Origin of the sequence: Thermoactinospora rubra (assembly GCF_002093975.1) — a bacterium.
Lineage (GTDB): Bacteria > Actinomycetota > Actinomycetes > Streptosporangiales > Streptosporangiaceae > Nonomuraea > Nonomuraea rubra_A.
In genome coordinates, this window is the sequence record NZ_MSZZ01000024.1 from 142,072 (window position 1) to 167,627 (window position 25,556).

25 protein-coding genes and 1 pseudogene are annotated in these 25,556 nt (G+C 72.7%); 14 read left to right on the forward strand and 12 right to left on the reverse strand.

Annotated elements, in window-relative coordinates; all coding sequences use genetic code 11:
• Positions 1–67 precede the first annotated feature (67 nt).
• Genes BSB02_RS24240 through BSB02_RS24260 form a run of 5 tightly spaced genes read left to right on the forward strand, consistent with a single transcriptional unit; the run spans position 68 to position 5,726 of the window.
• A complete protein-coding gene (locus tag BSB02_RS24240) occupies positions 68–1,351 on the forward strand; it encodes a DUF7847 domain-containing protein (protein WP_143591073.1) in 1,284 nt (427 codons plus the stop codon).
• Positions 1,348–2,061, forward strand: coding sequence for a DUF4129 domain-containing protein (locus BSB02_RS24245; protein ID WP_084962148.1), 714 nt, complete (start codon positions 1,348–1,350; stop codon positions 2,059–2,061). The genes BSB02_RS24240 and BSB02_RS24245 overlap by 4 nt, the downstream gene beginning before the upstream one ends.
• A complete protein-coding gene (locus BSB02_RS24250; RefSeq protein WP_084962150.1) occupies positions 2,058–3,275 on the forward strand; it encodes a DUF4350 domain-containing protein in 1,218 nt (405 codons plus the stop codon). The genes BSB02_RS24245 and BSB02_RS24250 overlap by 4 nt, the downstream gene beginning before the upstream one ends.
• Positions 3,272–4,252, forward strand: coding sequence for an AAA family ATPase (locus BSB02_RS24255; protein WP_084962152.1), 981 nt, complete (start codon positions 3,272–3,274; stop codon positions 4,250–4,252). The genes BSB02_RS24250 and BSB02_RS24255 overlap by 4 nt, the downstream gene beginning before the upstream one ends.
• Before the next feature lie 58 nt (positions 4,253–4,310).
• Entirely contained in the window at positions 4,311–5,726 is a 1,416-nt protein-coding gene (locus tag BSB02_RS24260) for a DUF58 domain-containing protein (protein WP_084962154.1), read from the forward strand.
• A 4-nt stretch (positions 5,727–5,730) separates the two neighbouring features.
• Here BSB02_RS24260 and BSB02_RS24265 read toward each other — a convergent pair whose 3' ends face one another.
• The gene (locus tag BSB02_RS24265; protein ID WP_084962156.1) at positions 5,731–6,726 is read right to left on the reverse strand and encodes a stage II sporulation protein M; all 996 of its coding nucleotides are present in this window, start codon (positions 6,724–6,726) and stop codon (positions 5,731–5,733) included.
• 30 nt (positions 6,727–6,756) lie between these two features.
• Here BSB02_RS24265 and BSB02_RS24270 point away from each other — a divergent pair, with 30 nt between their 5' ends.
• Together BSB02_RS24270 and BSB02_RS24275 are read left to right on the forward strand one after the other, a co-directional pair.
• Positions 6,757–7,707, forward strand: a complete 951-nt coding sequence (locus BSB02_RS24270; protein WP_084962158.1) for an RDD family protein — start codon at positions 6,757–6,759, stop codon at positions 7,705–7,707.
• A 53-nt stretch (positions 7,708–7,760) separates the two neighbouring features.
• Positions 7,761–8,381 (forward strand): DUF305 domain-containing protein, encoded by a 621-nt coding sequence (locus BSB02_RS24275; protein ID WP_143591075.1) that lies wholly within the window; start codon positions 7,761–7,763, stop codon positions 8,379–8,381.
• A gap of 54 nt (positions 8,382–8,435) precedes the next feature.
• On the opposite strand, the gene BSB02_RS24280 is transcribed toward BSB02_RS24275, so the two are convergent.
• Together BSB02_RS24280 and BSB02_RS24285 are read right to left on the reverse strand one after the other, a co-directional pair.
• The gene (locus BSB02_RS24280) at positions 8,436–9,800 is read right to left on the reverse strand and encodes an LVIVD repeat-containing protein (protein WP_084962162.1); all 1,365 of its coding nucleotides are present in this window, start codon (positions 9,798–9,800) and stop codon (positions 8,436–8,438) included.
• A gap of 51 nt (positions 9,801–9,851) precedes the next feature.
• Positions 9,852–11,066 carry an adenosylhomocysteinase gene (locus tag BSB02_RS24285; protein ID WP_276206349.1) on the reverse strand — a complete coding sequence of 405 codons (1,215 nt, stop codon included), beginning with the start codon at positions 11,064–11,066 and terminating at the stop codon, positions 9,852–9,854.
• A 125-nt stretch (positions 11,067–11,191) separates the two neighbouring features.
• Here BSB02_RS24285 and BSB02_RS43085 point away from each other — a divergent pair, with 125 nt between their 5' ends.
• Positions 11,192–11,314: a hypothetical protein gene (locus BSB02_RS43085; protein ID WP_276206350.1), complete on the forward strand. Its 123-nt coding sequence runs from the start codon at positions 11,192–11,194 to the stop codon at positions 11,312–11,314.
• A 126-nt stretch (positions 11,315–11,440) separates the two neighbouring features.
• On the opposite strand, the gene ahcY is transcribed toward BSB02_RS43085, so the two are convergent.
• On the reverse strand, positions 11,441–12,868 hold the full coding sequence (gene ahcY, locus BSB02_RS24290; protein WP_084962164.1) for an adenosylhomocysteinase: 1,428 nt from the start codon (positions 12,866–12,868) through the stop codon (positions 11,441–11,443).
• 115 nt (positions 12,869–12,983) lie between these two features.
• Between ahcY and BSB02_RS24295 the strand changes: the two genes are divergently transcribed.
• Entirely contained in the window at positions 12,984–13,403 is a 420-nt protein-coding gene (locus tag BSB02_RS24295) for a MerR family transcriptional regulator (RefSeq protein WP_240506625.1), read from the forward strand.
• Here the strand turns inward: BSB02_RS24295 and tnpA are convergent.
• Positions 13,400–13,828, reverse strand: coding sequence for an IS200/IS605 family transposase (tnpA, locus tag BSB02_RS24300; RefSeq protein WP_084962166.1), 429 nt, complete (start codon positions 13,826–13,828; stop codon positions 13,400–13,402). The two genes, BSB02_RS24295 and tnpA, sit on opposite strands and share 4 nt — an antisense overlap.
• A gap of 23 nt (positions 13,829–13,851) precedes the next feature.
• On the opposite strand from tnpA, the pseudogene BSB02_RS43655 reads away from it, so the two are divergent.
• The 4 genes and pseudogenes from BSB02_RS43655 to BSB02_RS24320 all read left to right on the forward strand — a co-directional run bounded on the left by BSB02_RS43655 (position 13,852) and on the right by BSB02_RS24320 (position 18,465).
• Positions 13,852–15,004 (forward strand): annotated as a pseudogene (locus BSB02_RS43655) (RNA-guided endonuclease InsQ/TnpB family protein).
• Between the two features lie 111 nt (positions 15,005–15,115).
• The gene (locus BSB02_RS24310; RefSeq protein WP_084962168.1) at positions 15,116–16,663 is read left to right on the forward strand and encodes an asparagine synthase-related protein; all 1,548 of its coding nucleotides are present in this window, start codon (positions 15,116–15,118) and stop codon (positions 16,661–16,663) included.
• Between the two features lie 9 nt (positions 16,664–16,672).
• Positions 16,673–17,815 carry a sensor histidine kinase gene (locus BSB02_RS24315; protein WP_084962170.1) on the forward strand — a complete coding sequence of 381 codons (1,143 nt, stop codon included), beginning with the start codon at positions 16,673–16,675 and terminating at the stop codon, positions 17,813–17,815.
• Positions 17,812–18,465, forward strand: coding sequence for a response regulator (locus BSB02_RS24320; RefSeq protein ID WP_084962172.1), 654 nt, complete (start codon positions 17,812–17,814; stop codon positions 18,463–18,465). The genes BSB02_RS24315 and BSB02_RS24320 overlap by 4 nt, the downstream gene beginning before the upstream one ends.
• Here BSB02_RS24320 and BSB02_RS24325 read toward each other — a convergent pair.
• The 5 genes from BSB02_RS24325 to BSB02_RS24345 are packed head-to-tail and all read right to left on the reverse strand — an operon-like array spanning position 18,420 to position 22,410.
• The gene (locus tag BSB02_RS24325) at positions 18,420–19,346 is read right to left on the reverse strand and encodes a cation diffusion facilitator family transporter (RefSeq protein WP_084962174.1); all 927 of its coding nucleotides are present in this window, start codon (positions 19,344–19,346) and stop codon (positions 18,420–18,422) included. The two genes, BSB02_RS24320 and BSB02_RS24325, sit on opposite strands and share 46 nt — an antisense overlap.
• Positions 19,347–19,387: 41 nt before the next feature.
• On the reverse strand, positions 19,388–20,476 hold the full coding sequence (locus tag BSB02_RS24330) for an SIS domain-containing protein (RefSeq protein WP_084962176.1): 1,089 nt from the start codon (positions 20,474–20,476) through the stop codon (positions 19,388–19,390).
• Positions 20,477–20,501: 25 nt separating this feature from the next.
• On the reverse strand, positions 20,502–20,669 hold the full coding sequence (locus BSB02_RS24335; protein ID WP_084962178.1) for a Trm112 family protein: 168 nt from the start codon (positions 20,667–20,669) through the stop codon (positions 20,502–20,504).
• On the reverse strand, positions 20,666–22,000 hold the full coding sequence (locus BSB02_RS24340; RefSeq protein WP_084962180.1) for a phosphomannomutase/phosphoglucomutase: 1,335 nt from the start codon (positions 21,998–22,000) through the stop codon (positions 20,666–20,668). Before BSB02_RS24340 ends, BSB02_RS24335 begins: the two co-directional genes overlap by 4 nt.
• Positions 22,001–22,044: 44 nt before the next feature.
• The gene (locus BSB02_RS24345) at positions 22,045–22,410 is read right to left on the reverse strand and encodes a DUF3499 domain-containing protein (RefSeq protein ID WP_084962281.1); all 366 of its coding nucleotides are present in this window, start codon (positions 22,408–22,410) and stop codon (positions 22,045–22,047) included.
• A 108-nt stretch (positions 22,411–22,518) separates the two neighbouring features.
• Here BSB02_RS24345 and BSB02_RS24350 point away from each other — a divergent pair, with 108 nt between their 5' ends.
• Positions 22,519–22,956 carry a metallopeptidase family protein gene (locus tag BSB02_RS24350; RefSeq protein ID WP_240506626.1) on the forward strand — a complete coding sequence of 146 codons (438 nt, stop codon included), beginning with the start codon at positions 22,519–22,521 and terminating at the stop codon, positions 22,954–22,956.
• An 88-nt stretch (positions 22,957–23,044) separates the two neighbouring features.
• Here BSB02_RS24350 and BSB02_RS24355 read toward each other — a convergent pair whose 3' ends face one another.
• Positions 23,045–23,305, reverse strand: a complete 261-nt coding sequence (locus tag BSB02_RS24355) for a WhiB family transcriptional regulator (protein WP_084962182.1) — start codon at positions 23,303–23,305, stop codon at positions 23,045–23,047.
• A gap of 330 nt (positions 23,306–23,635) precedes the next feature.
• Entirely contained in the window at positions 23,636–25,387 is a 1,752-nt protein-coding gene (locus tag BSB02_RS24360) for a hypothetical protein (protein WP_143591077.1), read from the reverse strand.
• Positions 25,388–25,556 lie beyond the last annotated feature (169 nt).

The following is a 25,556-nucleotide window of genomic DNA, read 5'->3' on the forward strand; positions in this document are numbered from 1 at the left end:
AGAGAAACATCCTGGAATGCCCTCCCAATAGCGCGTCTCGTCGCCGCTGCGTGCCAGGATTGGGGGTATGTCAGACGGTCACGAGAGGCCCCCCGGCTGGGCGGCCGAGCAGCCTCCGCCGTACGGAGCCCCCGCGTCCTCTCCTTGGGCCGCCCCCGGCCGTGAGCCCGGCGAGCAGCCGCCGCCCCCGCCGCAGGCTCCGCCGTACGGCCAGCCGTATGGCCAGCCGTATGGTCAGCCGCAGCAGCCGTACGGCCAGCAGCCCTACGGCCCGCCCGGTCAGGCGCCGGGCCAGCCGGCGCCCGGCTACGGCTACGCGCCGCCGCCTCCGGCGCTGCGTCCCGGCATCATCCCTCTCCGGCCGCTGACGCTCGGCGACATCCTCGACGGCACCATCAAGCTGATCCGCTCCAACCCCAAGGCCATGCTGGGCCTGTCGGCGATCACCGCGCTGCTCGTGGCGATCCCGGTCGCGGTCACCCAGGCCGTCTTCGTCGGGTCCGTGGGCGGCGTGCTGTCCGACCCCGCCTCGGCCACCGCGGAGGACGTGCAGCGCCTCGACTCCGGCGTCTTCGCCACCTACGGCGGCGCGCTCGTCTCGCAGCTGATCGGCATCGTGGCCGTCACGCTCCTCACCGGGGTGATCACCAGGATCCTCGGCCGGGCCGTGTTCGGCGGCCGGATCACCGCGGGCGAGGCGTGGCGGCTGCTGAAGGGCCGGTGGCCGGCCATGTTCGGCGTGGTGGGCATCCTGACCGCGCTGCTGCTCGCGCCGCTGCTGATCGTCGTGCCGCTCACCGTCGCGCTGCTCGCGGGAGTCGGCCAGGCCCAGCAGGCGGGCGTGCTGTTCGCCCTCATCGTCCTGGTCGGCCTGCCGTACATCGCCTACTCGCTGTTCCTCACCGCCCGCTTCTCCTTCGCCACCCCGGCCGTCGTGCTGGAGGGGCGCGGCCCGATCGACGCCATGCGGCGCTCGTGGCGGCTGGTGACCGGCGACTTCTGGCGGGTGCTCGGCATCCTGTTGGTCACCGCGCTGCTGGCCGGCTTCATCAGCGGGGTCGTCAGCGTGCCGTTCACCATCGCCGGCATGATGATCGGGATGTTCGGCGGCGGGACGACCGGCGCGTCGATCGTCACGGCCGTCCTCATCGCGGTCGGCACGATGGTGGGAGGCATGATCTCCTACCCCGTCCAGGCGGGCGTCGCCGGGCTCCTCTACACCGACCGCCGGATGCGCAGCGAGGCGTTCGACCTGGTGCTGCAGACCGCCGCGCTCGAACAGCAGCGGCAGGGCTGGGTCCACGCCTCCGCCGACGACCTCTGGCACCCGTCGAACGCCGCCAGGTCGTGACAGCGCCACCGATCGGACGCGAGGAGGCCGGGCGCGAGGCCGCCGGAGAGCTCCTCAAGCCCGGCTACGAGCACGAATCGCCGGTCGACGAGTTGTGGCGGCGGCTGCAGCAGTTCCTGGGCGACCTGATGGACGCCGCGGGCGCCGGCGGCCAGGTGGGCGGGCTGGTGGCGGCGGCGCTCATCCTGCTGATCGTCGTGGCGGCGGTCTTCCTGGTCGCCTGGGCCCTGCGCAAGACGTCCAGGGCCAGGGCCGCGGGCCCCGAGGTGCTGTTCGGGGAGCGGCTGCTCACGGCGGCCGAGCACAGGGCCAACGCCGAGCGCCTGGCCGCCGAGGGCAGCTGGGCGCAGGCGATCAGGGAACGGCTGCGCGCCATCGTGCGCGACCTGGAGGAGCGCGCGATCGTCGACCGGCTCCAGGGCCGCACCGCCGACGAGCTGGCCGCCGAGGCCGGGCGGGCGCTGCCGGAGTTCGCGGCCGAGCTCGCCACGGCCGCGCGGATCTTCGACGACGTGACCTATGGCGACGTGCCGGGCACGGCCGACGCCTACGGGGTGCTGGCCGGGCTCGACGACCGGCTGCGGGTGGCCAGGCCGGTGCCGCTCGGGGCGGGCGCCGCTCCGCCCGGCGGCGGCCCGGGTCCGCTCGGGACAGGCTCGGTCCCGCCCGGGGCAGGCTCCGGGGGATCCTTGGGGGGAGGCACGGCATGAGCGACCTGCTCGCCCCGCAACGGCAACCAGGCGACACGACGGCTCCGCAGCAGCCCTCCACGGCGGTGTCGGCCACGCCCCGGACCCTCTGGCGGGCCGCGCGCGCCCCGCTGGCCGTGGCCCTCCTGCTCGTGGTCGTCGCCGCGGCCACAGTGCTCCTCGGCGGGCAGGGACGCCCCGGCCGCTACCTCGACCCCGACGACGGCTCGCTGGCCGGCGGCAGGGCGCTGGCCGCGCTGCTGCGCGCCCACGGCGTCACCGTGGACCGGGTCGACTCCGCCGACCGGGCCGCCGCGCTGGCCTCCGGCGACCGGCTCCTGCTCGTCACCGACGCCTTCCCGCTCACGCCGTCCGAGGTCGGGCGGCTCGCCGACCTGCCCGGCGACCTGCTGATCGTCGGCGACACCGGCTACCTGCACGTCCTCGCGCCCGAGGTCAGGGCCAACCGGGAGCGGGTGCGCGAGCGGTCCCGCGAGCCGCGCTGCGACCTGCCGGGCGCCCAGGCGGCGGGCAGCGCCCACATCGGCGGCCTCACCTTCTCCGGGCCCCGGGGCGCGGTCGGCTGCTACCCGGCCGACGACAAGCCCACGCTCCTGCGCTACGCCTCCGGCGGCCGGACCGTGACGGTCGTGGGCAGCAGCGGCTTCATGACCAACCAGCGGCTCGACGAGGACGGCAACGCCGCGCTGGCGCTCAACCTGCTGCGCGGCAAGCAGGCGGTGACCTGGCTGGTACGGCCCGCGCCCGAGGAGGGCGAGAGCCAGGACGACGAGACCCTGGCCGGGCCGGAGGGCAAGTCGTTCCACGAGCTGATGCCCGACAACGTCGGGTGGGGCGTGTGGATGGCGCTCATCGCGCTGCTGCTGACGATCCTGTGGCGCGGCAGGCGGCTCGGCCCGGTGGTCGCCGAACGGCTCCCGGTCGTGGTGCGCGCCGCGGAGACCGTCGAGGGCCGGGGCCGCCTCTACCGCGCCCGCCGGGCGCGCGGCACCGCCGCCGAGGCGCTGCGCGCGGGCGCTCTCGACCGGATCGTGCCCCGGCTCGGGCTGACCGCTGACGCCGGTCCCGACGCCGTCGTGTCGGCGATAGCCGTACGGACCGGGCAGGACCCGCGGCAGATCGGCGCCGCCCTGTACGGCCCGCCGCCCGCCGACGACGCGGGCCTCGTCGGACTGGCCGGGTACCTTGACTTCCTCGAGAAGGGAATCCAGTGAACGTTGAGGAGACCACGCGCGTCGCCGGCCGGGGCGACGCGGCCAGGGAGGCGCTGGGCGCGCTGCGCGCCGAGGTCGCCAAGGCCGTCGTCGGCCAGGACGCGGTCGTGACAGGGCTGGTCATCGCGCTGCTGTGCCGGGGGCACGTGCTGCTCGAAGGCGTGCCGGGCGTGGCCAAGACCCTCATGGTGCGCACCTTGGCGGCGGCGCTGTCGCTGGACTTCAAGCGGGTGCAGTTCACGCCCGACCTGATGCCGGGCGACGTCACCGGGTCGCTCATCTACGACGCCAAGACGGCCGAGTTCGAGTTCCGCGAGGGTCCGGTCTTCACCAACCTGCTGCTGGCCGACGAGATCAACCGCACGCCGCCCAAGACCCAGGCCGCGCTGCTGGAGGCGATGGAGGAGCGCCAGGTCAGCATCGAGGGCGGGGCCCGGCCGCTGCCGGAGCCGTTCGTGGTGTGCGCGACGCAGAACCCCGTGGAGTACGAAGGCACCTACCAGCTGCCCGAGGCGCAACTTGACCGCTTCCTGCTCAAGCTCACGGTGCCGCTGCCGCCGCGGGAGCACGAGATCGCGGTGCTGGAGCGGCACGCGCACGGCTTCGACCCCCGCGACCTGTCGCACGTCAAGGCGGTGGCGACGGCCGAGGACCTGGCCGCGGCCCGCGAGGCGGTCGCCAGGACGCACGTGGCGCCCGAGGTGCTCGGCTACGTCGTCGACGTCTGCCGTGCCACGCGGCAGTCGCCGTCGCTCCAGCTGGGCGTCTCCCCGCGTGGCGCCACCGCGCTGCTGGCCTCCTCCCGGGCCTGGGCGTGGCTGTCCGGCCGGTCGTACGTGACCCCCGACGACGTCAAGGCGCTGGCGCGGCCCACGCTGCGGCATCGGGTGCAGCTGCGGCCGGAGGCGGAGCTGGAGGGCGCGACCGCCGACGGGCTGCTGGACGGCATCCTGGCCTCGGTCCCGGTGCCGCGATGACCTCGCCGCTCGTTCCCACCGGCGGTACGGCGGGTCACGCGCGAGGCGGGGTGGTGAGATGGCGCTGAGCGGGCGGGCCGCGCTGGTGGCGGCGCTGGGCGTCGTGGTCGTGCTGATCGCGCCGCAGCCCGGCCCCGCGCTGGCCGGGGTGTGCCTGCTGCTGGCCGCGGGTGTCCTGGTCGACCTGCTGTTCGCGGGAGCCGTACGGCCCCTGCGCTTCCACCGCTCCGGCGACACGCTGATCCGGCTGGGCCAGACCGCCACGCTCCAGATCGTCGTGGAGAACCCCGGCAGGCGGCGGGTGCGCGGCGAGCTGCGCGACGCCTGGCCCCCGTCCGCGGGAGCCGTCCCGCGCTCGCAGCCGGTCGACGTCCCGCCCGGCGAGCGCCGCCGCTACACCGTCACGCTCGCCCCGGCGCGGCGCGGCGACCGGGAGTCCGTCGCGGTCGCCGTGCGCTCGCGCGGCCCGCTGGGCCTGGCCTCCAGGCAGGGCACCCACCGGGCGCCGTGGTCGGTGCGGGTGCTGCCGCCGTTCCTGTCGCGCAAGCACCTCCCCTCGCGCCTGGCCCGCCTGCGCGAGCTGGAGGGCCAGCACCCCGCCCTGGTCCGCGGGCAGGGCACCGAGTTCGACTCGCTGCGCGAGTACGTCGTCGGCGACGACGTGCGCTCCATCGACTGGCGCGCGACCGCCCGCCGCCACGACGTCGTGGTCCGCACCTGGCGGCCCGAGCGCGACCGGCGGGTGCTGATCGTCCTCGACACCGGCCGCACCTCGGCGGGCCGGGTCGGCGTCGCCCCCATCCCGCTGGCCGGGGCGGTCCCCCGGCGCGGCCTGCTCACCCCGTCGATCCCCGGGCAGAGCCGGCCGGGGGCCGTTTCCCGGACGCAGGACGAGGCGCTGCCGGCCCCCGGCTGGCCGCGCCTGGACTGGTCGATGGACGCCGCCCTGCTGCTCGCCGCGCTGGCCGCCCGCGCCGGCGACCGGGTCGACTTCCTCGCCTACGACCGCGCGGTGCGCGCCTGGGTCTCCGGAGCCTCCCGCACCGAGCTGCTGCCCGCCCTGGTCAACGTCATGGCGCCGATCGAGGCGGAGCTGATCGAGGCCGACGCCGCCGGGATGGTGGCCGCGGTGCTCTCCCGCGCCCGCCACCGCTGCCTGGTGGTCCTGCTCACGGACCTGAACGCCGCCGCGCTGGACGAGGGCCTGATGCCCGTGCTCCCCCAGCTGTCCTCGCGCCACCTCGTGCTGGTCGCGGGCGTGTCGGACCCGCTGGTGGCCGCGATGGCGGCCCGCAAGGGGACGGCCGAGCAGGTCTACGACGCCGCGGCGGCGGAGCGCGCCATGGCCGACCGGAGGCGGATCACCGCCCGGCTGCGGCGGCACGGCGTCGAGGTGGTCGACGCGGCCCCCGACGAGATCGCCCCGGCGCTGGCCGACGCCTACCTGGCCCTCAAGGCCGCAGGACGGCTGTAGCGGGTCAGGCCGTGGTGGGCGCGATGTCGGGGGCGCGCTCGATGTCGCCGGTCTCCCTGGCCCGCATGGCGCGCCGCCCGAGCACGACGACATACGCCAGGAACCCGATCTCGGCCAGCACCCCGATGGCGATCCGCGCCCACGTCGGCAGCCCGGACGGGGTGACGAGCGCCTCGATCAGCCCGGAGACGAACAGCACCGCCACCAGCCCGAGCGCCACCGCGACGACGGCCCTGCCCTGCTCGGCCAGCGCCTCCAGCCTGCCGCGCGGCCCGGGGTCGACGACGGTCCAGCCCAGGCGCATCCCGGCGCCCGCCGCCAGGAACACCGCGGTCAGCTCCAGCAGGCCGTGCGGGGTGATGAGGCCGAAGAAGATGTCGAGCTTGCCGCGCGAGGCCATGAGCCCTCCGGCCACCGCGACGTTCTCGGCGTTGGTGTAGAGGAAGTACGGGATCGGCAGGCCCATGAAGATCGCCGAGATGATCATGAGCATGGAGACCCAGGCGTTGTTGATCCAGACGCGGCTGGCGAAGGAGGCCGCCGGGTTCTCCGAGTAGTAGTCCGCGAAGTCGTGCTCGACCAGCTGCGTGATCTCCTCCTCCGAGGCGATCGACGCCTGGACCTCGGGACTGCCCGCGACCCACGCGCCCATCACCCAGGAGACCGCCAGGAACGCCAGCGCCGCGCCCAGCCACCACCACCGGGCCCGGTAGGCCACCACGGGGAAGGACACGGTGAAGAACCTCAGCAGCTCCCGCCAGGCCGGGGTGTGGGCGCCCGTGACCGCCGACCTCGCGCGGGCCACCAGCGCCGACAGCCGCCCCACCAGCAGCGCGTCGGCGTGCCCCGAGCGCACGATGGACAGGTGCGTGGACACCCGCTGGTAGAGGGCCACCAGCTCGTCGACCTCCGGCCCGGTCAGCTTCGAGCGGTGCTTGATGAGGTGCTCGAGACGGTCCCAGGCCTGGCGGTGCGCCGCGACGAAAGCATCGATGTCCACGCCGACATTCTGACGCACTAGGCTCCCGGTATGTCCGAGGTAGTCACCGGTGACGCCGTCGTCCTCGAGGTACGGGTGGCCCAGCTGCCGACCCGGGCCCTGGCCGTCCTCATCGACCTGCTCGTGCAGTGGACCGTCCTCATCGGCGTGTTCGTCCTGCTGTCGATGTTCGCCTCGGTGAGCGACCCGGCGCTGTTCGCGGCGGCGAACATCCTGCTGGTGGTGCTGGTGACCGTGGGCTACCCGGTCGCGATCGAGACCCTCACCCGGGGGCGCAGCCTCGGCAAGATGGCGCTCGGCCTGCGCGTGGTCAGCGACGACGGCAGCCCCGAGCGGTTCCGCCAGGCGCTGTTTCGCGGGCTGGCGGGCTTCGTGGAGTTCTGGATCTTCTACGGCGCGCCGGCGCTGATCTGCTCGCTGGTGTCGCAGCAGGGCAAGCGGCTCGGCGACGTCTTCGCGGGCACGATCGTGATCTCCGAGCGGGGGCCGCGCGACACCTCGACGGTCATCCAGATGCCGCCCCAGCTGGCGCAGTGGGCGAGCACGCTGGAGCTGTCGCAGCTGCCCGACGACGTCGCCGCCGCGGCCAGGCAGTACCTGCTGCGCTGGCACGAGCTGAGCCCGGCGGTCCAGCACGAGATGGGCACGCGCATCGCCAACCAGGTCGCCTCCCGCATCGCGCCGCCTCCGCCGCCCGGCGTGCCGCCGCACGCCTACCTCAGCGCCGTCCTGGCCGAGCGCCGCCGCCGGGCCCAGGTACGGCTGGCGCGCCAGGCCGGGACGGGCCACCCCGCGCCGCCTCCCCCTCGACCGGCGTACGCGCCCGCCTATCCGGCCGTCCCTCCGCCCGCTCCCCCGCCTGCTCCTCTGGCGGCCTATCCGATGGCTCCTCCGCCCGCTCCGTTCGCGCCGCCGGCCCAGCCGTACCGGAACAAGCAGGAACCGGAGGCCACCCCGGGCGGCTTCGCCCCGCCGGTCTGAGCCCGTCCGTGGGGCCGGTGCCGCCTTTTGGACCTTTGTGGCACAGTGTGCGCATGCGGACGCTCATCGCCGGGATCCTCCTGGTACTGGCCGGGTGCAGCGGCACCGGCGCGGCGCCCCGGCCGTCCTCCACGGTCCCGGTGATCGCGCCCGGCAAGCCCGGGGAGGCGGCCAGGACGCTGTCACCCGGCGAGGCGGCGACCGCCGTGCCCTCCCCCACGGCCAACGCCGCGGACGTCAAGTACGTCCAGGACATGGTCGTCCACCACCGCCAGGCCCTCGACATGTGCGTGCTGGCCCCTTCGAGGGCGAGCTTCGAGCGGGTCAAGGCCATCGCGTCGCGCATCAAGGACACGCAGGCGCCCGAGATCGAGTACCTCGCCACCTGGCTGCGCGAGCAGGGCCAGCGCGTGCCCGGCCACCACGCCGCCCACACCGGGATGCCCGGCATGGCCACCCCCGAGCAGATGGAGGCCCTCAAGGCCGCCTCTGGCGCCGCCTTCGACCGGCTCTTCCTGGAGCTGATGATCAGGCATCACGAGGGCGCGGTCCGGATGTCCGCCGACGTCCTGCGGGACGGCTCGCACACCGCCATCCGGGAGCTGGCCAACGAGATCGGCGCAAGCCAGGGCGCGGAGATCGGCAGGATGCGCCGGATCCTCCGGGAACTGTGACCCTTCGAGGCTCGTGAGGAGGCGCCGGGCCCGCGGGCCCGGCGCCTCAGGGGATCAGGACCCGCCCGGCACGCCGTTGCCGCGCTCGGGGTAGGCGCCCTGGGTCTGCACGTTCAGCAGGTCGAGCTTGACGCTGCCGGCCTGGTTCACCCGTGGGTCGACGACGCGGAAGACGTCGAACCCGCGGTAGATCTCGCTGCCGTAGACGTAACCGTTGTAGTAGTACGCCGACCAGTAGCCGCCCAGCACGAGCTGGGTGTCGGAGATCGGCGCGCGGTCGAAGAAGGCGATCTCCCTGGGGTTCGCCGAGTCGGTGAAGTCCCAGACCGACACGCCGCCCTGGTACCACGCCTGGACCATGATGTCGCGCCCCTTGACCGGGATCAGCGAGCCGTTGTGGGCCACGCAGTTCTCGGTGGCGGTCTGCAGGCGAGAAATCTTGTAGTAGCTGCGGAAGACGAGCCTGCGGTCGACGATGTCGTAGACCGCGTCGGCGCCGCGGGTCGGTCCCTCGGCGGCCGTGCAGCGGGCGCGGGTGCCGCCGCCGAGCTCGTCGGTGAAGACGACCTTGGTGCCGGCGTTGTTGAACGTCGCCGAGTGCCAGAACGCGAAGTTCGCGTCGGTCACACGGTCGATCACCCTGGGCTGCTCGCGGTCGGAGATGTCCAGCAGCACGCCGTCACCCATGCAGGCCCCGGCGGCCAGGTCGAGCGCGGGGTAGGCGGTGATGTCGTGGCAGCCGGTGGTGGCCGCGGCGTTCTGCTGGTCGGGCGGGAACAGCACCGGGGTGGCGACGACCGCGGCGGCGGCCGGATCGTCCAGCGGCACCTTCACGATCGAGATCTTGTCGTGCGGCGGGCGGCAGTCGGGGAAGGAGTCGGAGGGCGCGTAGGAGGAGACGTAGACGTAGAAGGCCTCGCCCTGCTTGTCCGGCACTAGCGTGTGCGTGTGGGAACCGCAGTCGGTCTCGACCGACTTGACGTAGCGAGGGTTGGCCTTGTCGCTGACGTCGAAGATGCGCAGCCCCTCCCAGGAGGACGGCTCGCGCGCCGACTGGGGCTTGCTGGCGCAGGAGTCGTCGCTGCGGGACTCGTCGACCGAGGTCACGAGGATGTCGCCCAGGATCGTCACGTCCATCTGGCCGCCGGGGCACAGCACGGAGCTGACGAGCCTGGGCCGCTTGGGATGTTTGATGTCGTAGACGGCGAACCCGTTGAAGTTCCCGACGTAGGCGTAGTCGCCCTGGAAGGCGATGTCACTGTTGATCGTCGCGGCGGGGGCGAGGTCGAGGTGGGCTTCGAGCCGGATGTTGTTGCTTTTGACGTAGTCGTCGGGGGCGGCGCCGGCCGGGGCTGACACCATCGTCAGCACGACGCCGGTCGCGAGGAGGACGCGGGCGGATAAGCCTCGCAGGGACATTTTGGGCCTCCGTCTGTCGCAAGGAGTGCCCGGATTATCTACAAAAGGAGGCTAGGATCCAACACGCCACGAGTGGAGGTACTCCTCCTGTTCCGGGGTGAGCGTGTCGATCTCGGTCCCCGCCGCGGCCAGCTTGAGCCTGGCCACCTCCACGTCGATCTCCTCCGGCACCTCGTAGACGCCCGGCGCCAGCCGTAGGCGCTCCCTGGCCAGCCACGCCACCGACAGCGCCTGGGCCGAGAACGACATGTCCATCACGGCGGCGGGATGGCCCTCGGCGGCCGTCAGGTTCACCAGGCGGCCCTCGGCCAGCAGGAGCAGGCGGCGGCCGTCGGCCAGGACGTACTCGTCGGTGTTCGGCCGCACGCCGCGGTGCACCTCGACCGCGAGGCTCTCCAGCGCCCTGACGTCGATCTCCACGTCGAAGTGCCCGGCGTTGGCCAGGATGGCGCCGTCCTTCATGACCTCCAGGTGCTCGGCGCGGATCACGTCGCGGTTGCCGGTGACCGTGACGAACACCTCGCCGATCCTCGCGGCCCGCTCCATCGGCTGGACGTCGTAGCCCTGCAGCAGCGCGTCGAGCGCCTTCACCGGGTCGATCTCGGTGACGACGACGCGGGCGCCCATGCCCTTGGCGCGCTCGGCGACGCCCCGGCCGCAGTACCCGAACCCGGCGACGACGACCACGCGCCCGGCGAGCATGGTGTTGGTGGCGCGCATGATGCCGTCGAACGTCGACTGGCCGGTGCCGTACCGGTTGTCGAACATCCGCTTCGTCCGCGTGTCGTTGACGGCCACCACGGGGAAGCCCAGGGCGCCCTCGGCGTGCATCTGGCGCAGGCGGATGATGCCGGTCGTGGTCTCCTCGCAGCCGCCGGAGACGTTGGCGAGCAGGTCGGTGCGCTCGGTGTGGAGGGTGTTGACCAGGTCGCAGCCGTCGTCGAGGACGAGGTCGGGGGCGATGTCGAGCGCCTGGTGGATGTGGCGGTAGTACGTGGCCCGGTCCACGCCGGCCTTGGCGTGGACGGCGATGCCGCTGCTCGTCAGGGCTTCGGCGACGTCGTCCTGGGTGGACAGGGGGTTGGAGGCGGCCAGGGCGATCTCGGCGCCCCCGGCGCGCAGGGCCTCCATGAGCACGGCGGTCTCGGCGGTGACGTGGAGGCAGGCGGCGATCCTCAGCCCGTCGAGCGGCCGCTCCCGCGCGAACCGCTCCCCGATGGCGGTGAGCACGGGCATCGCCCGCGCCGCCCAGCCGATCCGCTCCACGAATGCCCTCTTTCGGGTTGTTTGGTGGGTTTTGTGCTGTACGGCTGGCGCCACCTTGGCGCCACTCGCCGACGTGGGTGCGCGCCGGTCGATACCACGCTACGCAGTCGGACGGGGTGCTCGCCGTGACGACGTGTCGTTGGGCGATCGCCGGGGTCGGGTGGCTGGGCGCCGTCCACCCGGCGCCGGGCCCCGCCGTCCACCGTCCCGCCGACCCGGCGCCCGGGACGTGCTCGCTGCAGTCCTAGGACGGCCATGGCGCAGCGCGCCGCGGAAACCGGCGGTTCCCCCGACAGCAGCCGCCCCAAGGCCGGCCCTGGGGCGGTCGGGGTGCGAGCGGAAAGCCCGGTCGAGCGGGCGGGGAGGCGTACCGGTCAGTAGCGGTAGTGGTCCGGCTTGTAGGGGCCCTCGACCGACACGCCGATGTACTCCGCCTGCTCCTTGGTCAGCTGCGTGAGCTTGACGCCCAGGGCGTCCAGGTGGAGGCGCGCGACCTTCTCGTCCAGGTGCTTGGGCAGCGTGTAGACGCCGATCGGGTACTCGTCCGTCTTGGTGAACAGCTCGATCTGCGCGATCACCTGGTTGGTGAAGGAGTTGGACATCACGAACGACGGGTGGCCGGTCGCGCAGCCGAGGTTCATCAGGCGGCCCTCGGCGAGCACGATGATCGAGTGGCCGTCGGGGAAGACCCACTCGTCGACCTGCGGCTTGATGTTGACCTTCTTGATGCCGGGGACGCGGGCCAGCCCGGCCATGTCGATCTCGTTGTCGAAGTGGCCGATGTTGGAGACGATCGCCTGGTGCTTCATCTTCGCCATGTGCTCGGCGGTGATGATGTTGAAGTTGCCGGTGGCGGTGACGAAGATGTCGGCCTTGTCGACGACCTCCTCCAGGGTGGTGACCTGGAAGCCGTCCATGGCCGCCTGCAGCGCGCAGATCGGGTCGATCTCGGTGACGATGACGCGGGCGCCCTGGCCGCGCAGCGCGTCGGCGCAGCCCTTGCCGACGTCGCCGTAGCCGCACACGACGGCGACCTTGCCGCCGATCAGCACGTCGGTGGCGCGGTTGAGGCCGTCGATGACGCTGTGGCGGCAGCCGTACTTGTTGTCGAACTTCGACTTGGTGACCGAGTCGTTGACGTTGATCGCCGGGAAGAGGAGGGTGCCGTTCTTGTACATCTCGTACAGGCGGTGGACGCCGGTGGTCGTCTCCTCGGTGACGCCCTTGATCCGCTCGGCGATCTTCGTCCACTTCTTGTCCGGCCCCACGGTACGGCGGAGCAGCTCCAGGATGACCTTCCACTCCTCGGGGTCGTCCTCGGAGGCGGTCGGCACGGCGCCGGCCTTCTCGTACTCCGCGCCCTTGTGCACCAGCAGCGTGGCGTCGCCGCCGTCGTCGAGGATCATGTTGGGCCCGTCGCCGCCCGGCCAGGTGAGGGCCTGCTCGGTGCACCACCAGTACTCCTCCAGCGTCTCGCCCTTCCAGGCGAACACCGGGACGCCCCGCGGGTTGTCCGGCGTGCCGTCGGGGCCGACGACGACCGCGGCGGCGGCGTGGTCCTGGGTGGAGAAGATGTTGCACGACACCCAGCGGACCTCCGCGCCGAGCGCGACGAGCGTCTCGATGAGCACGGCGGTCTGGATGGTCATGTGCAGGGAGCCCATGATCTTGGCGCCGCGGAGGGGCTGGGAGGCCGCGTACTCCTTGCGGACGGCCATGAGGCCGGGCATCTCGTGCTCGGCGAGCCTGATCTCCTTGCGGCCGAACTCGGCCAGCGACAGGTCGGCGACCTTGAAGTCCATCTGTTTCCCCTCGCGTCATGAAGCTCGCGGCATGAACGGTGTCGCGGACGAGTCTAGGCGGCGCCGCGAGACGGCCGCATCCCGAGGACGGGGAATCTTCCATAAGAATGTAAGGATGCGTATCACCGAAGCCGCCAAGCGGCTGGGCATGTCGCCGCGGATGCTCCGCTACCGCGAGTCCCTGGGCCTCCTGCCGCCGGTCCGCGAGACCGGGGCGCACCGCCGGTTCGGCCCGGAGGAGCTGGCGGCCGTGGCGCAGGAGGTGGAGCTGGAGCGGCGGCTGGACATCTCGCCCGCCGAGCTGGCGTTCGGCCTTCGGGTGCTGAGCGACCCGGCGGTGGCGCAGGCCGTAAGGGACCTGGGCCTGCGGATCGGGCGGCTGCAGGCCCCGCGGCGGGCGCTGGACTTCGAGAAGGAGAAGGCGCTGCGGTTGCTGCGCCCTGTTCACTCGCGGCCGGTTCAAGATGTTCTAGCCAGGAATCCTGGTTCCTCAGGGCCGGGAGGAATGGCTTCCCGGCCTGCGCCCGGATCCTAGTCCTGGCGCTTCTGGTTCTCGATGTATTCACGGATGATCTCCAGGGGTGCCCCGCCGCAGGATCCGGCGAAGTACGACGGCGACCACAGATGCCCGTGCATGATGTGTCGGTTGATCCGGCCGGTGAACTCCTTGCGCAGATAGTGCGCAGAGACGCCCTTGAGCCGGTTGACCAGGGTCGAGATCGGGAGCTTCGGCGGGTAGTGCACGAGCAGGTGTACGTGGTCATCCGCGCCGTTGAATTCCCGCAGGGTCGCACCGAGCCGGGTGCACACGTCCCGCATGACTTCCTCGCAGCGGGTGAGCATCGCGTCGTTGAGCACGTCACGCCGGTACCTGGTGACGAAGACAAGATGGACGTGAAGGTTATAGACGACGCTGCGACCTCGTCTGACATCGGGATCTGGTTCCCATCTTGGCGACATAGATAAGATGATAGGCTGCGGGCATGAAACTGGCCGTGCAGGTAAAGCTGCTCCCCGACGCCGCCACCGAGGCGGCACTGCGGGAGACGCTGAACCTGTGCAACCGTGCCGCGAACTTCGCCTCCCGCCGCGCATTCGACACCAGGGTGAAGGGCAAGTTCGCTCTCCAGCGGCTCGTATACGGCGAACTGAAGGAAATGGGCCTGTCCGCACAGCCCGCGATCCACGTGGCCCGCAAGACAGCCGGTGCCTACGCCACGCTGAAGGCGAGCCTGGAGGCCGGGAACTACGGTCCCGAGGGATCGAAGCGACGTACGGCCGTCGAGTCGAAGCCGATCCGGTTCCGCAAGGACGCCGCCCAGCCGTTCGATGACCGGTGCCTGTCCTGGCAGCTCGACGCCAAGACCGTGTCCATCTGGACCGTGCGCGGGCCGTTCCGGGCGTATCCCGTTCGCCTGCTCCCAGGCCCAGCTCGACATGCTGCGCCGATATCGGCAAGGCGAGAGTGACCTTGTGTACCGGGGCGGGAGCTGGTACCTGTACGCCACCTGCGACATCCCCGAGCCCGACCCGATCGAGCCGGACGGCTTCCTCGGGGTGGATCTGGGCATCGCCAACATCGCCACCACCGACGACGGCACCGTCCACGTGGGCAAGCACCTGAACCAAGTCCGGCACCGCAACCGCCGCCTGCGCCGCCGCCTCCAGGCCAAGGGCACCAAGTCCGCCAAGCGGCTCCTACGCAAGCTGTCCGGCCGGGAAGCACGCTTCGCGGCCGATACCAACCACCGCATCTCCAAGCAGATCGTGACCGAGGCGCAACGCACCTGTCGCGGCATCGCCCTTGAAGACCTGGGCGGCATCCGTGAGAGGGTACGGCTCCGCAAGCCCCAGCGGGTCACGCTGCACTTGTGGGCATTCCATCAGCTAGGGATGTTCCTCGCCTATAAAGCGGCCCGCGCCGGGGTGCCGGTGGTCTACGTGGACCCCCGATACACCTCGCAGAGGTGCTCGGCATGCGGCCACATCGACAAGAAGAACCGGCCGGAACAGGCCACCTTCCGCTGCACGTCGTGCGGCTTCGCTGAGCACGCCGACATCAATGCAGCCCGCAACATCGCCTCGCGCGGTGCCGCGGGCTGGGCAGTGAGTCACGCTGCCGACGACGCGGCCTGACCCGTGCGCTCCATGCACGGTGAGGAGCTGCAAGCTCGGTCCTTCAGGGCCGGGAAGTTGACTCGAAAGAGTGACGACGCCCCGGGGGACGGCCCGGCAGGCTGCGGAATCATGAAAGTCTTCCTCGCCGTCGCGGCCAAAGCCCGGGGAGCGGCCGAACGGGCGACCCAGACCGCCATGGAGGCGATCGAGGCGGCCTTCCCCGTGCCGCAGGACACCGTCACCCGCCAGGAGTGGCACGCGCCCGGTGTGGCGCTGCTGGCCTGGTCCAACGAGCCCGGCAGGCCGCTGGTCGGCTCGGCGGGCCTGAGCGGTTACCTCGCCGACCCGGCCGACCTGCCCGAGGCCCTGGCGGGGCGGCTGGACCTGGGCGGCTGCTATTCGGTCTTCGCCGCCACCCCCCAGGGCGTCACCGCCGTCACCGGGCCGACCGGCGCCGACCCGGTCTACTACGCCGAGACGCCCGAGCTGCACGTGGTGGGCAGCCGGGCGCTGCTGGTCCACCTGGTGGCCACCGGCGGCCGGGTCGAGCTGGACCCGCTCGCGCTGCAGGCCATGGTCGGCCCCGGCTACTTCCTGTCCGACGAGACCCCCTACCGGGGCGTCCACGCCCTGCCGCCCGCCACCCGCCTGACCACCGAAGGGCCGCTTAGACGGCTGGAGGAGGTGCCGCTGCCCGGTCGCGGCGACGTGGCCTCCGCCCTGGTGGCCGCGGTCGAGCCGCTGCGTGCCGTCGCCGAGCCGGTACGGCTGACGCTGACGGGAGGCAGGGACAGCCGCCTGGTCGCCGTCCTGCTGAAGACGGCCGGGGTGCCGTTCGTCGCCGTCACCTACGGCGCCGACGACCACCCCGACGTGGTGCTCGCCCGCCAGGTCGCCCGGCGGCTCGGCGTCGAGCACCAGGTGGTGCCGCCCAAGCCCGCCGCCGCCCAGGACCCACGGGAGCGGACCCTGGAGGTGCTGCGGGCCTGCGAGGGCATGACCTCGGCGTACGAGAACATCGCCCGCTACGCGCCCTTCCAGCCGCGCCCGTCGCTGGGCGGCCAGGGCGGCGAGATCCTGCGCGGCGGCTTCCTGGCCGGGCTGGGCACCCTGGACGGCGACGCCGTCGCCAGGCGGCTGCGCTCGATGTTCCTGGGCCACGAGAAGCTGCTCGTCCCCGAGGCGGCCGAGCACGCCAGGACGCTGGCCAAACCGTGGCTGGAGCGGGCCACCCCTGACACGCTCGACCACCTCTACCTCCGCTATCGGGTCGGCCGCTGGCACGCCGCCTCCCGTGCGGGCGCGCAGCGCGGGGGCCTGCGCGTCCAGCCGTTCCTCGACCACCGGGTGGTGGCCGCCGCGCTGGCGCTCGACCCGGTGTGGCGGCGCTCGGAGCGCCTGGTCCACGAGCTGCTGCGGCAGTACGCGCCCGGCCTGGCCGGCCTCCCGCTGGAGGGGCGGCCCTGGCGCTTCGAGGCCGAGGCCACCAAGGCCAAGGCCGTGCCCAAGCCGCCGGACTGGCGTGCGGAAGCCGCCGCGGGGCTCAAGCCGGCGCTCCCGCGCTCGCCCGGCCTGGCGCGGATCGTCCGGCTCGACCGGGCGGCCCTGGACGCCGCCAAGCCCGCCCCGGTCTGGAACCTGTACACGGTCGCCAGCCTGCTCGACGTGGTTCACTGAGGAACGGCCATGAGACTGCTGAACAGAACGCTCCCGCTCGCCGACGTGGCGACCGCCGTGGCGCTGGCGCTGGTGGGGCTCCTCCAGCTCCTGTCCCTCGACGGCCTGGCCTACCACTGGCCGCTGGCCGTGCTCGGCGTGCTGGCCGCCACCCTGCCGCAGGCGTTCCGCCACACCGACCCGCTGCCCTCGGCGCTCGTCCCTCTGGGGGGCGTGGTCCTGCTGGTGGCCTCCGGCATCGGCACGGACGGCCTGCTGCTGGGCGTGCTCGGCTCGGGCGTGCTGAGCCTGTACACGCTGCTGCGCCTGCTGGAGCGCCGGCTGGCCTGGCTGGCGGGCGGGCTGCTCGCCGCCGCGTTCCTGGGCGCGTGCGTGATGATGCTGGCGGGCTACGTGTTCCTCGGCCGCTCGCCGGGGCAGGAGGTGATCCTGCTGTCCGCGGCGGCGGGCGGGACCGTCGCCATCGTCACCCTGGCCGCCGACCTGCGGCGCACCCGCAACGAGGTGCGGCAGGTCAGGGCCGACAACACCGAGGCGCTGCGCCACCAGGCGGCGATGGCCGAGCGCGCCAGGATCGCCCGCGAGATGCACGACGTCGTGGCGCACTCCATCTCCATGATCGCCGTCCAGGCGGAGGCCGCGCCGTACACCCTCAAGGACCTGGGCGAGGACGCCAGGGCGGAGTTCGCGGAGATCGCCGCCAACGCCCGCACCACGCTGGCGGAGATGCGCCGCCTGCTGGGCGTGCTGCGCGCCGACGTCAAGGACGCGCCGGAGACCGCGCCACAGCCGGGGGTGGAACGGCTGCCGGAGCTGATCGAGCAGCACGACGGCCCGGTGGACCTGGACGTGGTCGGCGAGCCCAGGCCGCTGCCGCAGGCGGTGGACGTGTCCGCCTACCGGATCGTCCAGGAGTGCCTGGCCAACGCCGCCAAGCACGCCCCGGGCTCGCGCGTGTCGATCGAACTGGCCTACCGCCCGGCCATGCTGGTGCTGCGCGTGGCCGACGACGGCCCCGAGGCGAGCATCGGCGAGGGCGGGCACGGCCTGATCGGCATGCGCGAGCGGGCTTTGAGCCTGGGCGGCTGGTTCTCCGCCGAGCCGATCACCGGCGGCGGTTTCCTGGTGAAGGCAGGGCTGCCGACCGAATGACGACCGTCCTCGTCGCCGACGACCAGCCGACCGTACGGCGGGCCTTCACCGCCGTGCTGTCGGCCGCCCCCGACCTGACCGTGGTGGGCGCCGCCGCCGACGGCCTGGAGGCGGTACGGCTGGCGCGGCAGCACGTCCCGGATGTCGCGCTGATGGACATCAGGATGCCCGAGCTGAACGGCATCGAGGCGGTGCGGCGCATCGCCGGGGCGGGCCTGCCCACCCGCGCCATCATGATCACGACGTTCGACCTGGACGACTACGTCTACGACGCGCTCGCCGCGGGCGCCAGCGGCTTCCTGCTCAAGGACGTCACCGCCGCCGAGCTGACCGCGGCGGTGCGGGTGGTGGCCAAGGGCGACGCGCTGCTCGCGCCCCGGATCACCAGGCGGCTGATCGCCGAGTTCGCCAGGCGGCGCCCGGCCCCGCCGCCCGCCGACCTGACGCCGCGCGAGGCGCAGGTGCTGCGCCTGGTCGCCAGGGGCCTGTCGAACGCGGAGATCGCCGCCGAGCTGGTGGTGACGGAGCACACGGTCAAGACGCACGTGGCGCGGATGCTGACCAAGCTGGGCCTGCGCGACCGGGCGCAGGCCATCGTCTACGCCTACGAGACCGGCTTGGTGCTGCGGAACAGGTCGGGCTCCAGGTAGATGACGCGGGCGATCGGCACGGCGGCCCGGATGCGCTGCTCGGCCTCGTCGATGCCGCGCGCCACCTCGGCCGCGGTGTCGTCGTGCGCGACTGCAATCTTGGCGGCGACGAGCAGCTCCTCGGGGCCGAGGTGGAGCGTCTTCATGTGGATGATGCGCTCGACCTCGGGCGCGCTCTGCAGCGCGCTGCGGATCTGCTCCTCGGTGGCCGGGTCGGCGCCCTCGCCGATCAGCAGCGACTTGGTCTCGATGGCCAGCACGACCGCGATGACGGCCAGCAGCGCGCCGATCATGATGGTGCCGATGGCGTCCCAGACCGGGTCGCCGGTCACGGCCGTCATGGACACGCCGAACAGCGCGAAGATCAGGCCGAGCAGGGCGCCGAGGTCCTCCAGCAGGATCACCGGCAGCTCCGGCGACTTGGCCCGGCGCACGAACGCCACCCACGACTGGTTGCCGCGCACCGCGTTGGACTCCTTGATCGCGGTGCGGAACGACAGCGACTCGGCGATGATCGCGAAGACCAGCACACCGATCGCCCACCCCAGGGAGCTGGTCTCGTGCGGGTGCGTCAGCTTGCTGACGCCCTCGTAGAGGGAGAAGGCCGCGCCGATGGTGAACAGCACGACCGCCACGATGAACGAGTAGAAGTACCGCTCGCGGCCGTAGCCGAAGGGGTGCTCGGGGGTGCTGGCCCGCTGCGCCCGCTTGCCGCCGAACAGCAGCAGCACCTGGTTGCCCGAGTCGGCGACCGAGTGGATGCCCTCCGCCAGCATGGCCGAGGACCCGGTGAAGGCCGCGGCCACGAACTTGGCCGTCGCGATGGCAAGGTTCGCCGCCAGTGCCGCGATGATCGCTTTGGTGCCGCCACTCGCGCTCAACGGTCCACTCCAGTCATCAGATCGTTCCGGTCCAGAGGATCCTATTGGGAAATTCTGGACTTCATCTCCGCCACAGCCGACACCGGGGTGGGGTCCAGGCCGTAGCCGAGGGCCAGGTAGACGCTGGCGTAGTCGACGAGCTCGATCAACGTGGCCAGGCGCTCCAGCGGGTGCTCGCCCTCGGCCGTCACCTCGGAGACCGGCACGCCGCGGTCCTGCGCGAGCCGTACCGACAGCACCCTGCGCTGTTCGAGCTCGGCGTCCTCGGCGACGTCGCGCAGCACGACCAGGCGGACCGACGGGGTCGCCTCGTCGGCGAAGACGTCGCGCTCGGCGAGCGGGCCGTCGAAGGCGGCGACCAGGTCGAACAGCCCGCCGTGGAGGGCGGGGTACTTGGCGTTCTTGCCGAGCTGGGTGGCCATCCGGTGGGCCGCCACGGCCGCCACGGGCGAGGAGCCCCAGATGAGCGGGACGGTCCCCGCCAGCTCCATGGCCAGCGACTTGCCGGCGTTGACGAACGACTCGCTGGCGGGCCGGCATCGGAAGGCGACGTCCTCCAGCAACCCGGCCATCCGCTCGAACACCTCGGCCTCGGCCCTGAGCAGCCCGAGCGAGGCCGCGGCCACCAGCGGCGGCACGGCCAGCAGCCACAGGTTGGAGCGGGACGGGCCGTGCGTGGGCACCGGCACGAAGGTCCCCGAGCTCTGCGCGGCGACGGACTCCAGCGGCGAGCCCTTCCTGGCCACGGCGATCAGGTGGCAGCCGCGCCGCGCCGCCTCGGCCGCCGCGGACAGCGTCTCGCGGCTGTGGCCGGACCCGGAGACGGCGAACACCAGGTCGGCCGCGCCCACCCAGCCGGGCAGCCGGTGGGAGCTCACGGTCACGACGGGTACGGCGGCGCCCGGCCCGCACGCGGCCCCGAGGATGTCGCCGACCAGGCCGGGCGCCCCCATCCCGACCACCACGATCGCCCGCGGGCGGTCCTTGACGGAGTCGAGGCCGCACTCCAGCGCGATCCGGTGCGCCGTGCGGACGTGGGCGGCCGCCGAGGCTACGGCGGGCAGCATGCCCCCGGGATCGGCGTCGGCCAGGTGGGCCTGGTCGTCGAGGAGGTCGGGCTCGAACCTCATCCGCGGCTCCTCCCGGTCCCCCGGCTCAAGGCTTCCTGGCCTCGTCCACCAGCAGGACGGGGATGTCGTCGCGGACCGGGTAGATCAGGCCGCAGGAGGTGCAGGCCAGCTCGTCGTGCTCGGCGTCGGCGCGCAGCGGCGACTTGCACGCCGGGCAGGCCAGGATCTCCAGCAGCCAGTCGTCGATCTTCACTTGATCACTCCTAGAACCTCGTCCCTGATCGTGGTCATGGTCCGCTCGTCCTCCGCCTCGGCGTTGAGCCTCAGCAACGGCTCGGTGTTGGACGGGCGCAGGTTGAACCACCAGCCCGCCCCGGTGACCGTCAGGCCGTCGAGCTCGTCGACCTCACCCCTGCCCGCGAACGCCCGCCGTACGCGGGCCATGGCGCCGGCGACGTCGGGCACCGAGCTGTTGATCTCGCCGGAGGCGTGGTAGCGGGTGTAGGCGGCCACCACCTCCGACAGCGGCCGGTCCTGCCCGCCCAGCGCGGCCAGCACGTGGAGCGCGGCCAGCATGCCGGAGTCGGCGTACCAGAAGTCGCGGAAGTAGTAGTGGGCCGAGTGCTCGCCGCCGAAGACCGCGCCGGTGCGGGCCATCTCGGCCTTGATGAAGGAGTGGCCGACGCGGGTGCGGACCGGCCGCCCGCCGTGCTCGGCCACGATCTCCGGCACGGCCCGCGAGGTGATCAGGTTGTGGATGATGACGCTGCCGGGATGCTTGGCCAGCTCGCGCGTGGCCACCAGCGCGGTGATGGCGGACGGGGAGACGGACTCGCCCCGCTCGTCGACCACCCAGCAGCGGTCGGCGTCGCCGTCGAAGGCCAGGCCGATGTCGGCGCGGCTGTCGATGACGGCCTTCTGCAGGTCGCGCAGGTTCTCCGGCTCCAGCGGGTTGGCCTCGTGGTGGGGGAAGGTGCCGTCGAGCTCGAAGTAGAGCGGGACGAGCTCCAGCGGCAGGCCCTCGAAGACGGCGGGGACCGTGTGGCCGGCCATGGCGTTGCCCGCGTCGACGACCACCTTGAGCGGGCGGATCGCGTGGAGGTCGACGAGCGTGCGCAGGTGGGCGGCGTAGCCGCGCAGCAGGTCCTTGCGGACGACCGTGCCGGTGGCCGGGCCGACGTCGGCGATGCGGGCGGCACGATCGCGTATCTCGGTCAGGCCGGTGTCGGCCCCCACGGGCACGGCACCGGCGTGGCACATCTTCATGCCGTTGTAGCGGGCCGGGTTGTGGCTCGCCGTGAACATCACGCCCGGCAGCTCCATGCTGCCGCTGGCGTAGTAGAGCAGGTCCGTGGAGGCCAGGCCCGCGTCGACCACGTGCGCGCCCCTGGCGAGCGCGCCCCGGACGAACGCCTGCGCCAACGGCTCGGACGACACGCGCATGTCGCGCGCGACCACGAGCGATCGCGCGCCGGTCACCTCGACGAAGGCGGCGCCCACGGCGGCGGCGACGGGCTCGTCGAGCTCGTCGGGCACCACGCCGCGAACGTCGTATGCCTTGAAGATCCTGGCGAGGTCGCCCACTCGTCAGCTCCGCCCCTTGGTGATGGTTTCCCCAGAGCCAGAGCCTATCGGTCTCGGTGCTGCTGGGCCGAACGCAGAACCCGCAGGTGCCCGCGCCTGCCGACCTCGACGCCCTGGCCCACCGGCTCGGTCCCCGACGGGGCCGGACGGGCGGCCTCGCGGACGGCGTTGGCGAGCGCCTCCAGGTCGTCCGAGCTGGGCGCCGCGCCGTCGGTGGGCAGGCGGACCACCTCCCACCCGCGCGGCGCGGTCAGTCGCTCGGCATGTTCGGCGCACAGGTCGTAGCAGTGTGGCTCCGCGTACGTCGCCAGGGGGCCGAGCACAGCGGTCGAGTCGGCGTAAACGTACGTGAGCGTGAAGACGGCAGGCTGACGGCAAGCAGTGCGGGAACAGCGGCGGACGGGGCTCACGGAGGGACCGTATCCGGTCAGCGACCCGGGCGCCACTATCTCGCCGCTCCTAACGAGCGTGTCGCCACAATTCGGACAGCTGTCGGGCCCTGCTTCTAAACTGGAGCCGTGACTGACAAGCGCGGCGGGCGCCGCCGCGACCGGCACGGACGGGGTCTGCGCGGACCGCTGGCCCCCTCGTGGGTGCCGATGGCAAGATCCCGTGGCGAGCGCTTCGACGACCTCGTGCTCGACGCGGTCGAGCGGCTGCGCCCGCAGTGGGGCAAGCAGCTGGCCGCGGTGGAGTTCGCGGTGGAGGAGGTGCCTCCCGCCAGGGAGCTGGGCGACGGTCCCGGCCACGTCGACGCCATCCCGTTCGGGCGCGCCGAGGCGGCGCACGGCCGCCGTCCCGCGGCCGTGGTGATCTACCGCCGCCCGCTGGAGGCGCGCGCCCGCGACCGCGACACGCTCGGGGCGCTGATCCACGACACGGTCGTCGAGCAGGTGGCCAGCCTGCTCGGCCTGTCGCCCGAGACGGTCGACCCCGGCTACGACGAGGGCGCCTGACCGCGACAGGCCCGGCAACGGAAAGCCCGGCTGTGACCAGGGCGCGCCCGAACGCGAAAAGAGGGCCACGACGTGGCCCTCGACCGCCTCACACCGCCTGGCGCTTGAGCCTGCGCCGCTCCCGCTCCGACAGCCCGCCCCAGATGCCGAAGCGCTCGTCGTGCTCGAGCGCGTACTCCAGGCACTCGGCGCGCACCTCGCAGGCGCGGCAAACTTTCTTCGCCTCGCGTGTGGAACCGCCCTTCTCCGGGAAGAACGCCTCCGGGTCGGTCTGGGCGCACAGGGCCCGCTCCTGCCACCCGAGCTCTTCGCCGTCAAACTCGTCATGTGCGATGACCAGATCGGCCAATGCGCACCTCCCTGCCGCCCGCCCCCACTGGAGCCCCCCTTTTGAACGCCTCCCTAATACCCACCCTGGAGGCGTAACAACATGGCTGTAATTACACGCGCGTGTCCCACGCGACGTCAAGCGGCATGCCGGTATCCGGGGAAAGACCAGCTCGCCCCGGTGTGTTAGCGATGTGTACCCGGACCTGGGGTCCATGACACTGCCTAGACGTTGTCAACGCCGGCAGCGGTCGGGAACGTACCAGGGCGGGATTGACTCCCGCCTCGGGCTCACCTTCTCTCTAGCACCGCTTCAGCCTTCCTTTACCCGAGCCCGGCGCCGGCGAGGTGTTCATCTGCGGGGATCCGGGGTGTAGATGGCGGTGGGGTCGATGGGGTCGTCTCCCTGCTGGCGGGCCGCCGGGCCGCCGAGCGCGTCCCCCTGGTAGGCGGACTGGTCCATGCGGATGGTGGACTCCGCCGGCGAGGGCGACTGCGGGGCGCTGGCGGGCGGGCTCTGCGGGTGGCCGAACGGGTCGTCGTACGGCTGGGCCGCGTGGCCGGGCGTGTAGTCGGGCACGCGCAGCTGGTGGTGCGCGCCCGAGGCGGACTGCTGGTAGGACTCGGCCTGCTGGTAGGCGTCCAGGAGCTGCTGCGAGCGGGGGTCGACGGGCGGGTCGGGCTCGCCGAGCGTCTGGGCGTACTCGCGGCCGGAGAATCCGGTGAACGGCTGGCCGCCCTGCTGGTCGAACGGCGAGGGCTGGGCGTAGTAGGGCTGCTGCTGGTCGGCCGCCGGGGGGTACGGCAGGCTCGGCTCGGTCTGGGCGGGGGTGTAGGAGCCGGGCTGCGCGTGGCTGGGGGTGTAGGGCGCGGACGGCTGGGCGTCGGCCGGGGTGTAGGGGGGTGGGGTGTACTCGCCGGCGAGCGGGGAGCGGGCGTCGGGCAGTGTCCCGGCGGGCTGGTAGCCGAGATCCGGGGAGGTCGACGCGGGCTGGTAACCCAGGTCCGGAGACGTCGACGCGGGCTGGTAACCCGCGTCAGGCGAGGCCGACGCCGGCTGGTAACCCAGATCCGGGGAGGTCGAGGCGGGCTGATAGCCGACGTCCGGGCTCGTCGACGCGGGCTGGTAGCCGCTGTCCTGCGGCGGGGTCGCGGGCTGGTGAAGCGGATCCGGCTGCGCGACGGGCTGCGGCTGGACGGGATGCGGCTGAGCGGGCTGAGGCTGAGCGGACGGCAGCTGGTGGCCGGCGGACTGGGGCTGCGGCTGGTAGCCCTGGAAGGCACCACTCTGCGGCTGCTCCACGACCGGAGCGGGCAGCGCGGCCCTCGGCTGGGCGAAGTCCGTCGCCGGCGCCTGGGCCTGAGGCTGCGGCGGCTGGTAGGGGACCGGTTGCGGCTCCGGCTGGCCGTACATCGGCGGCTGCTGGCCGAACGGCGCCTGCCCCGGGGCCTGCTGGGCGTGTGCCATCTGCGGCTGCGCCTGGGCCGGTTGCCCGCCGAAGGCCGGGCCCTGGCCGCCGAAGGGCGCGGGCCCACCCATCGGCTGCTCGGCCTGCTGGCCGTACGGCTGGGCGGCGTGCTGACCGGCGAACGGCGCGGCGGCCTGCTGGCCGAAGCCCTCCTGCGCGTAGGACGGCGGCGGCGTGTACCCGGAGGCCGCGCCGTACCCGGGAGCGGCCGTGCGCTCGCCCATCACCTGCGGGCGCAGGTACAGCACAGCCAGCACCGCCAGCGCCACCCCGGCCAGGCCGGACAGCAGCAGCCAGATCGAGCTGATCACGCTGCCGCCGTCGAACAGGCGCAGCACCACGCCCAGGGCCCCGAGCACGACCGCGAGCACCAGCTCGGCGGCGGCGATCGTGGCGACGAGCTTGGCGCGCGGCGTCGCCGGGCCCGCCTTGGTGACCAGGAGGACGGCCGCCACCAGCAGCGCGGTCAGGACGGGGGTGGCCAGGCCCGCCAGGTGCGCGCCCGCGCGTTCGGCGAAGGACATGCCGGAACCCGCGAAGGTTTCGAGCACCGCACCCAGGATGCTCACCGCTCCCCACGCGATGACGATCCAGGCCGCCGGTTCTCGCAGCCCGTTGGCGTTCCCTTTAGTCACAGCTACCCCCAAACAGACCTTTGGTCCGTCTGGAGTGTGCCACATGCGCGACTCTGACGGCGGGAGTCCCAACAACCGCAACTATCACAATTCGCCAAATCTCCTGTCGAATCCGCTCACGCGCGGCGGGCAGGGGCGTCGGCGAACAGTGACCCCCATGGGTGACAGA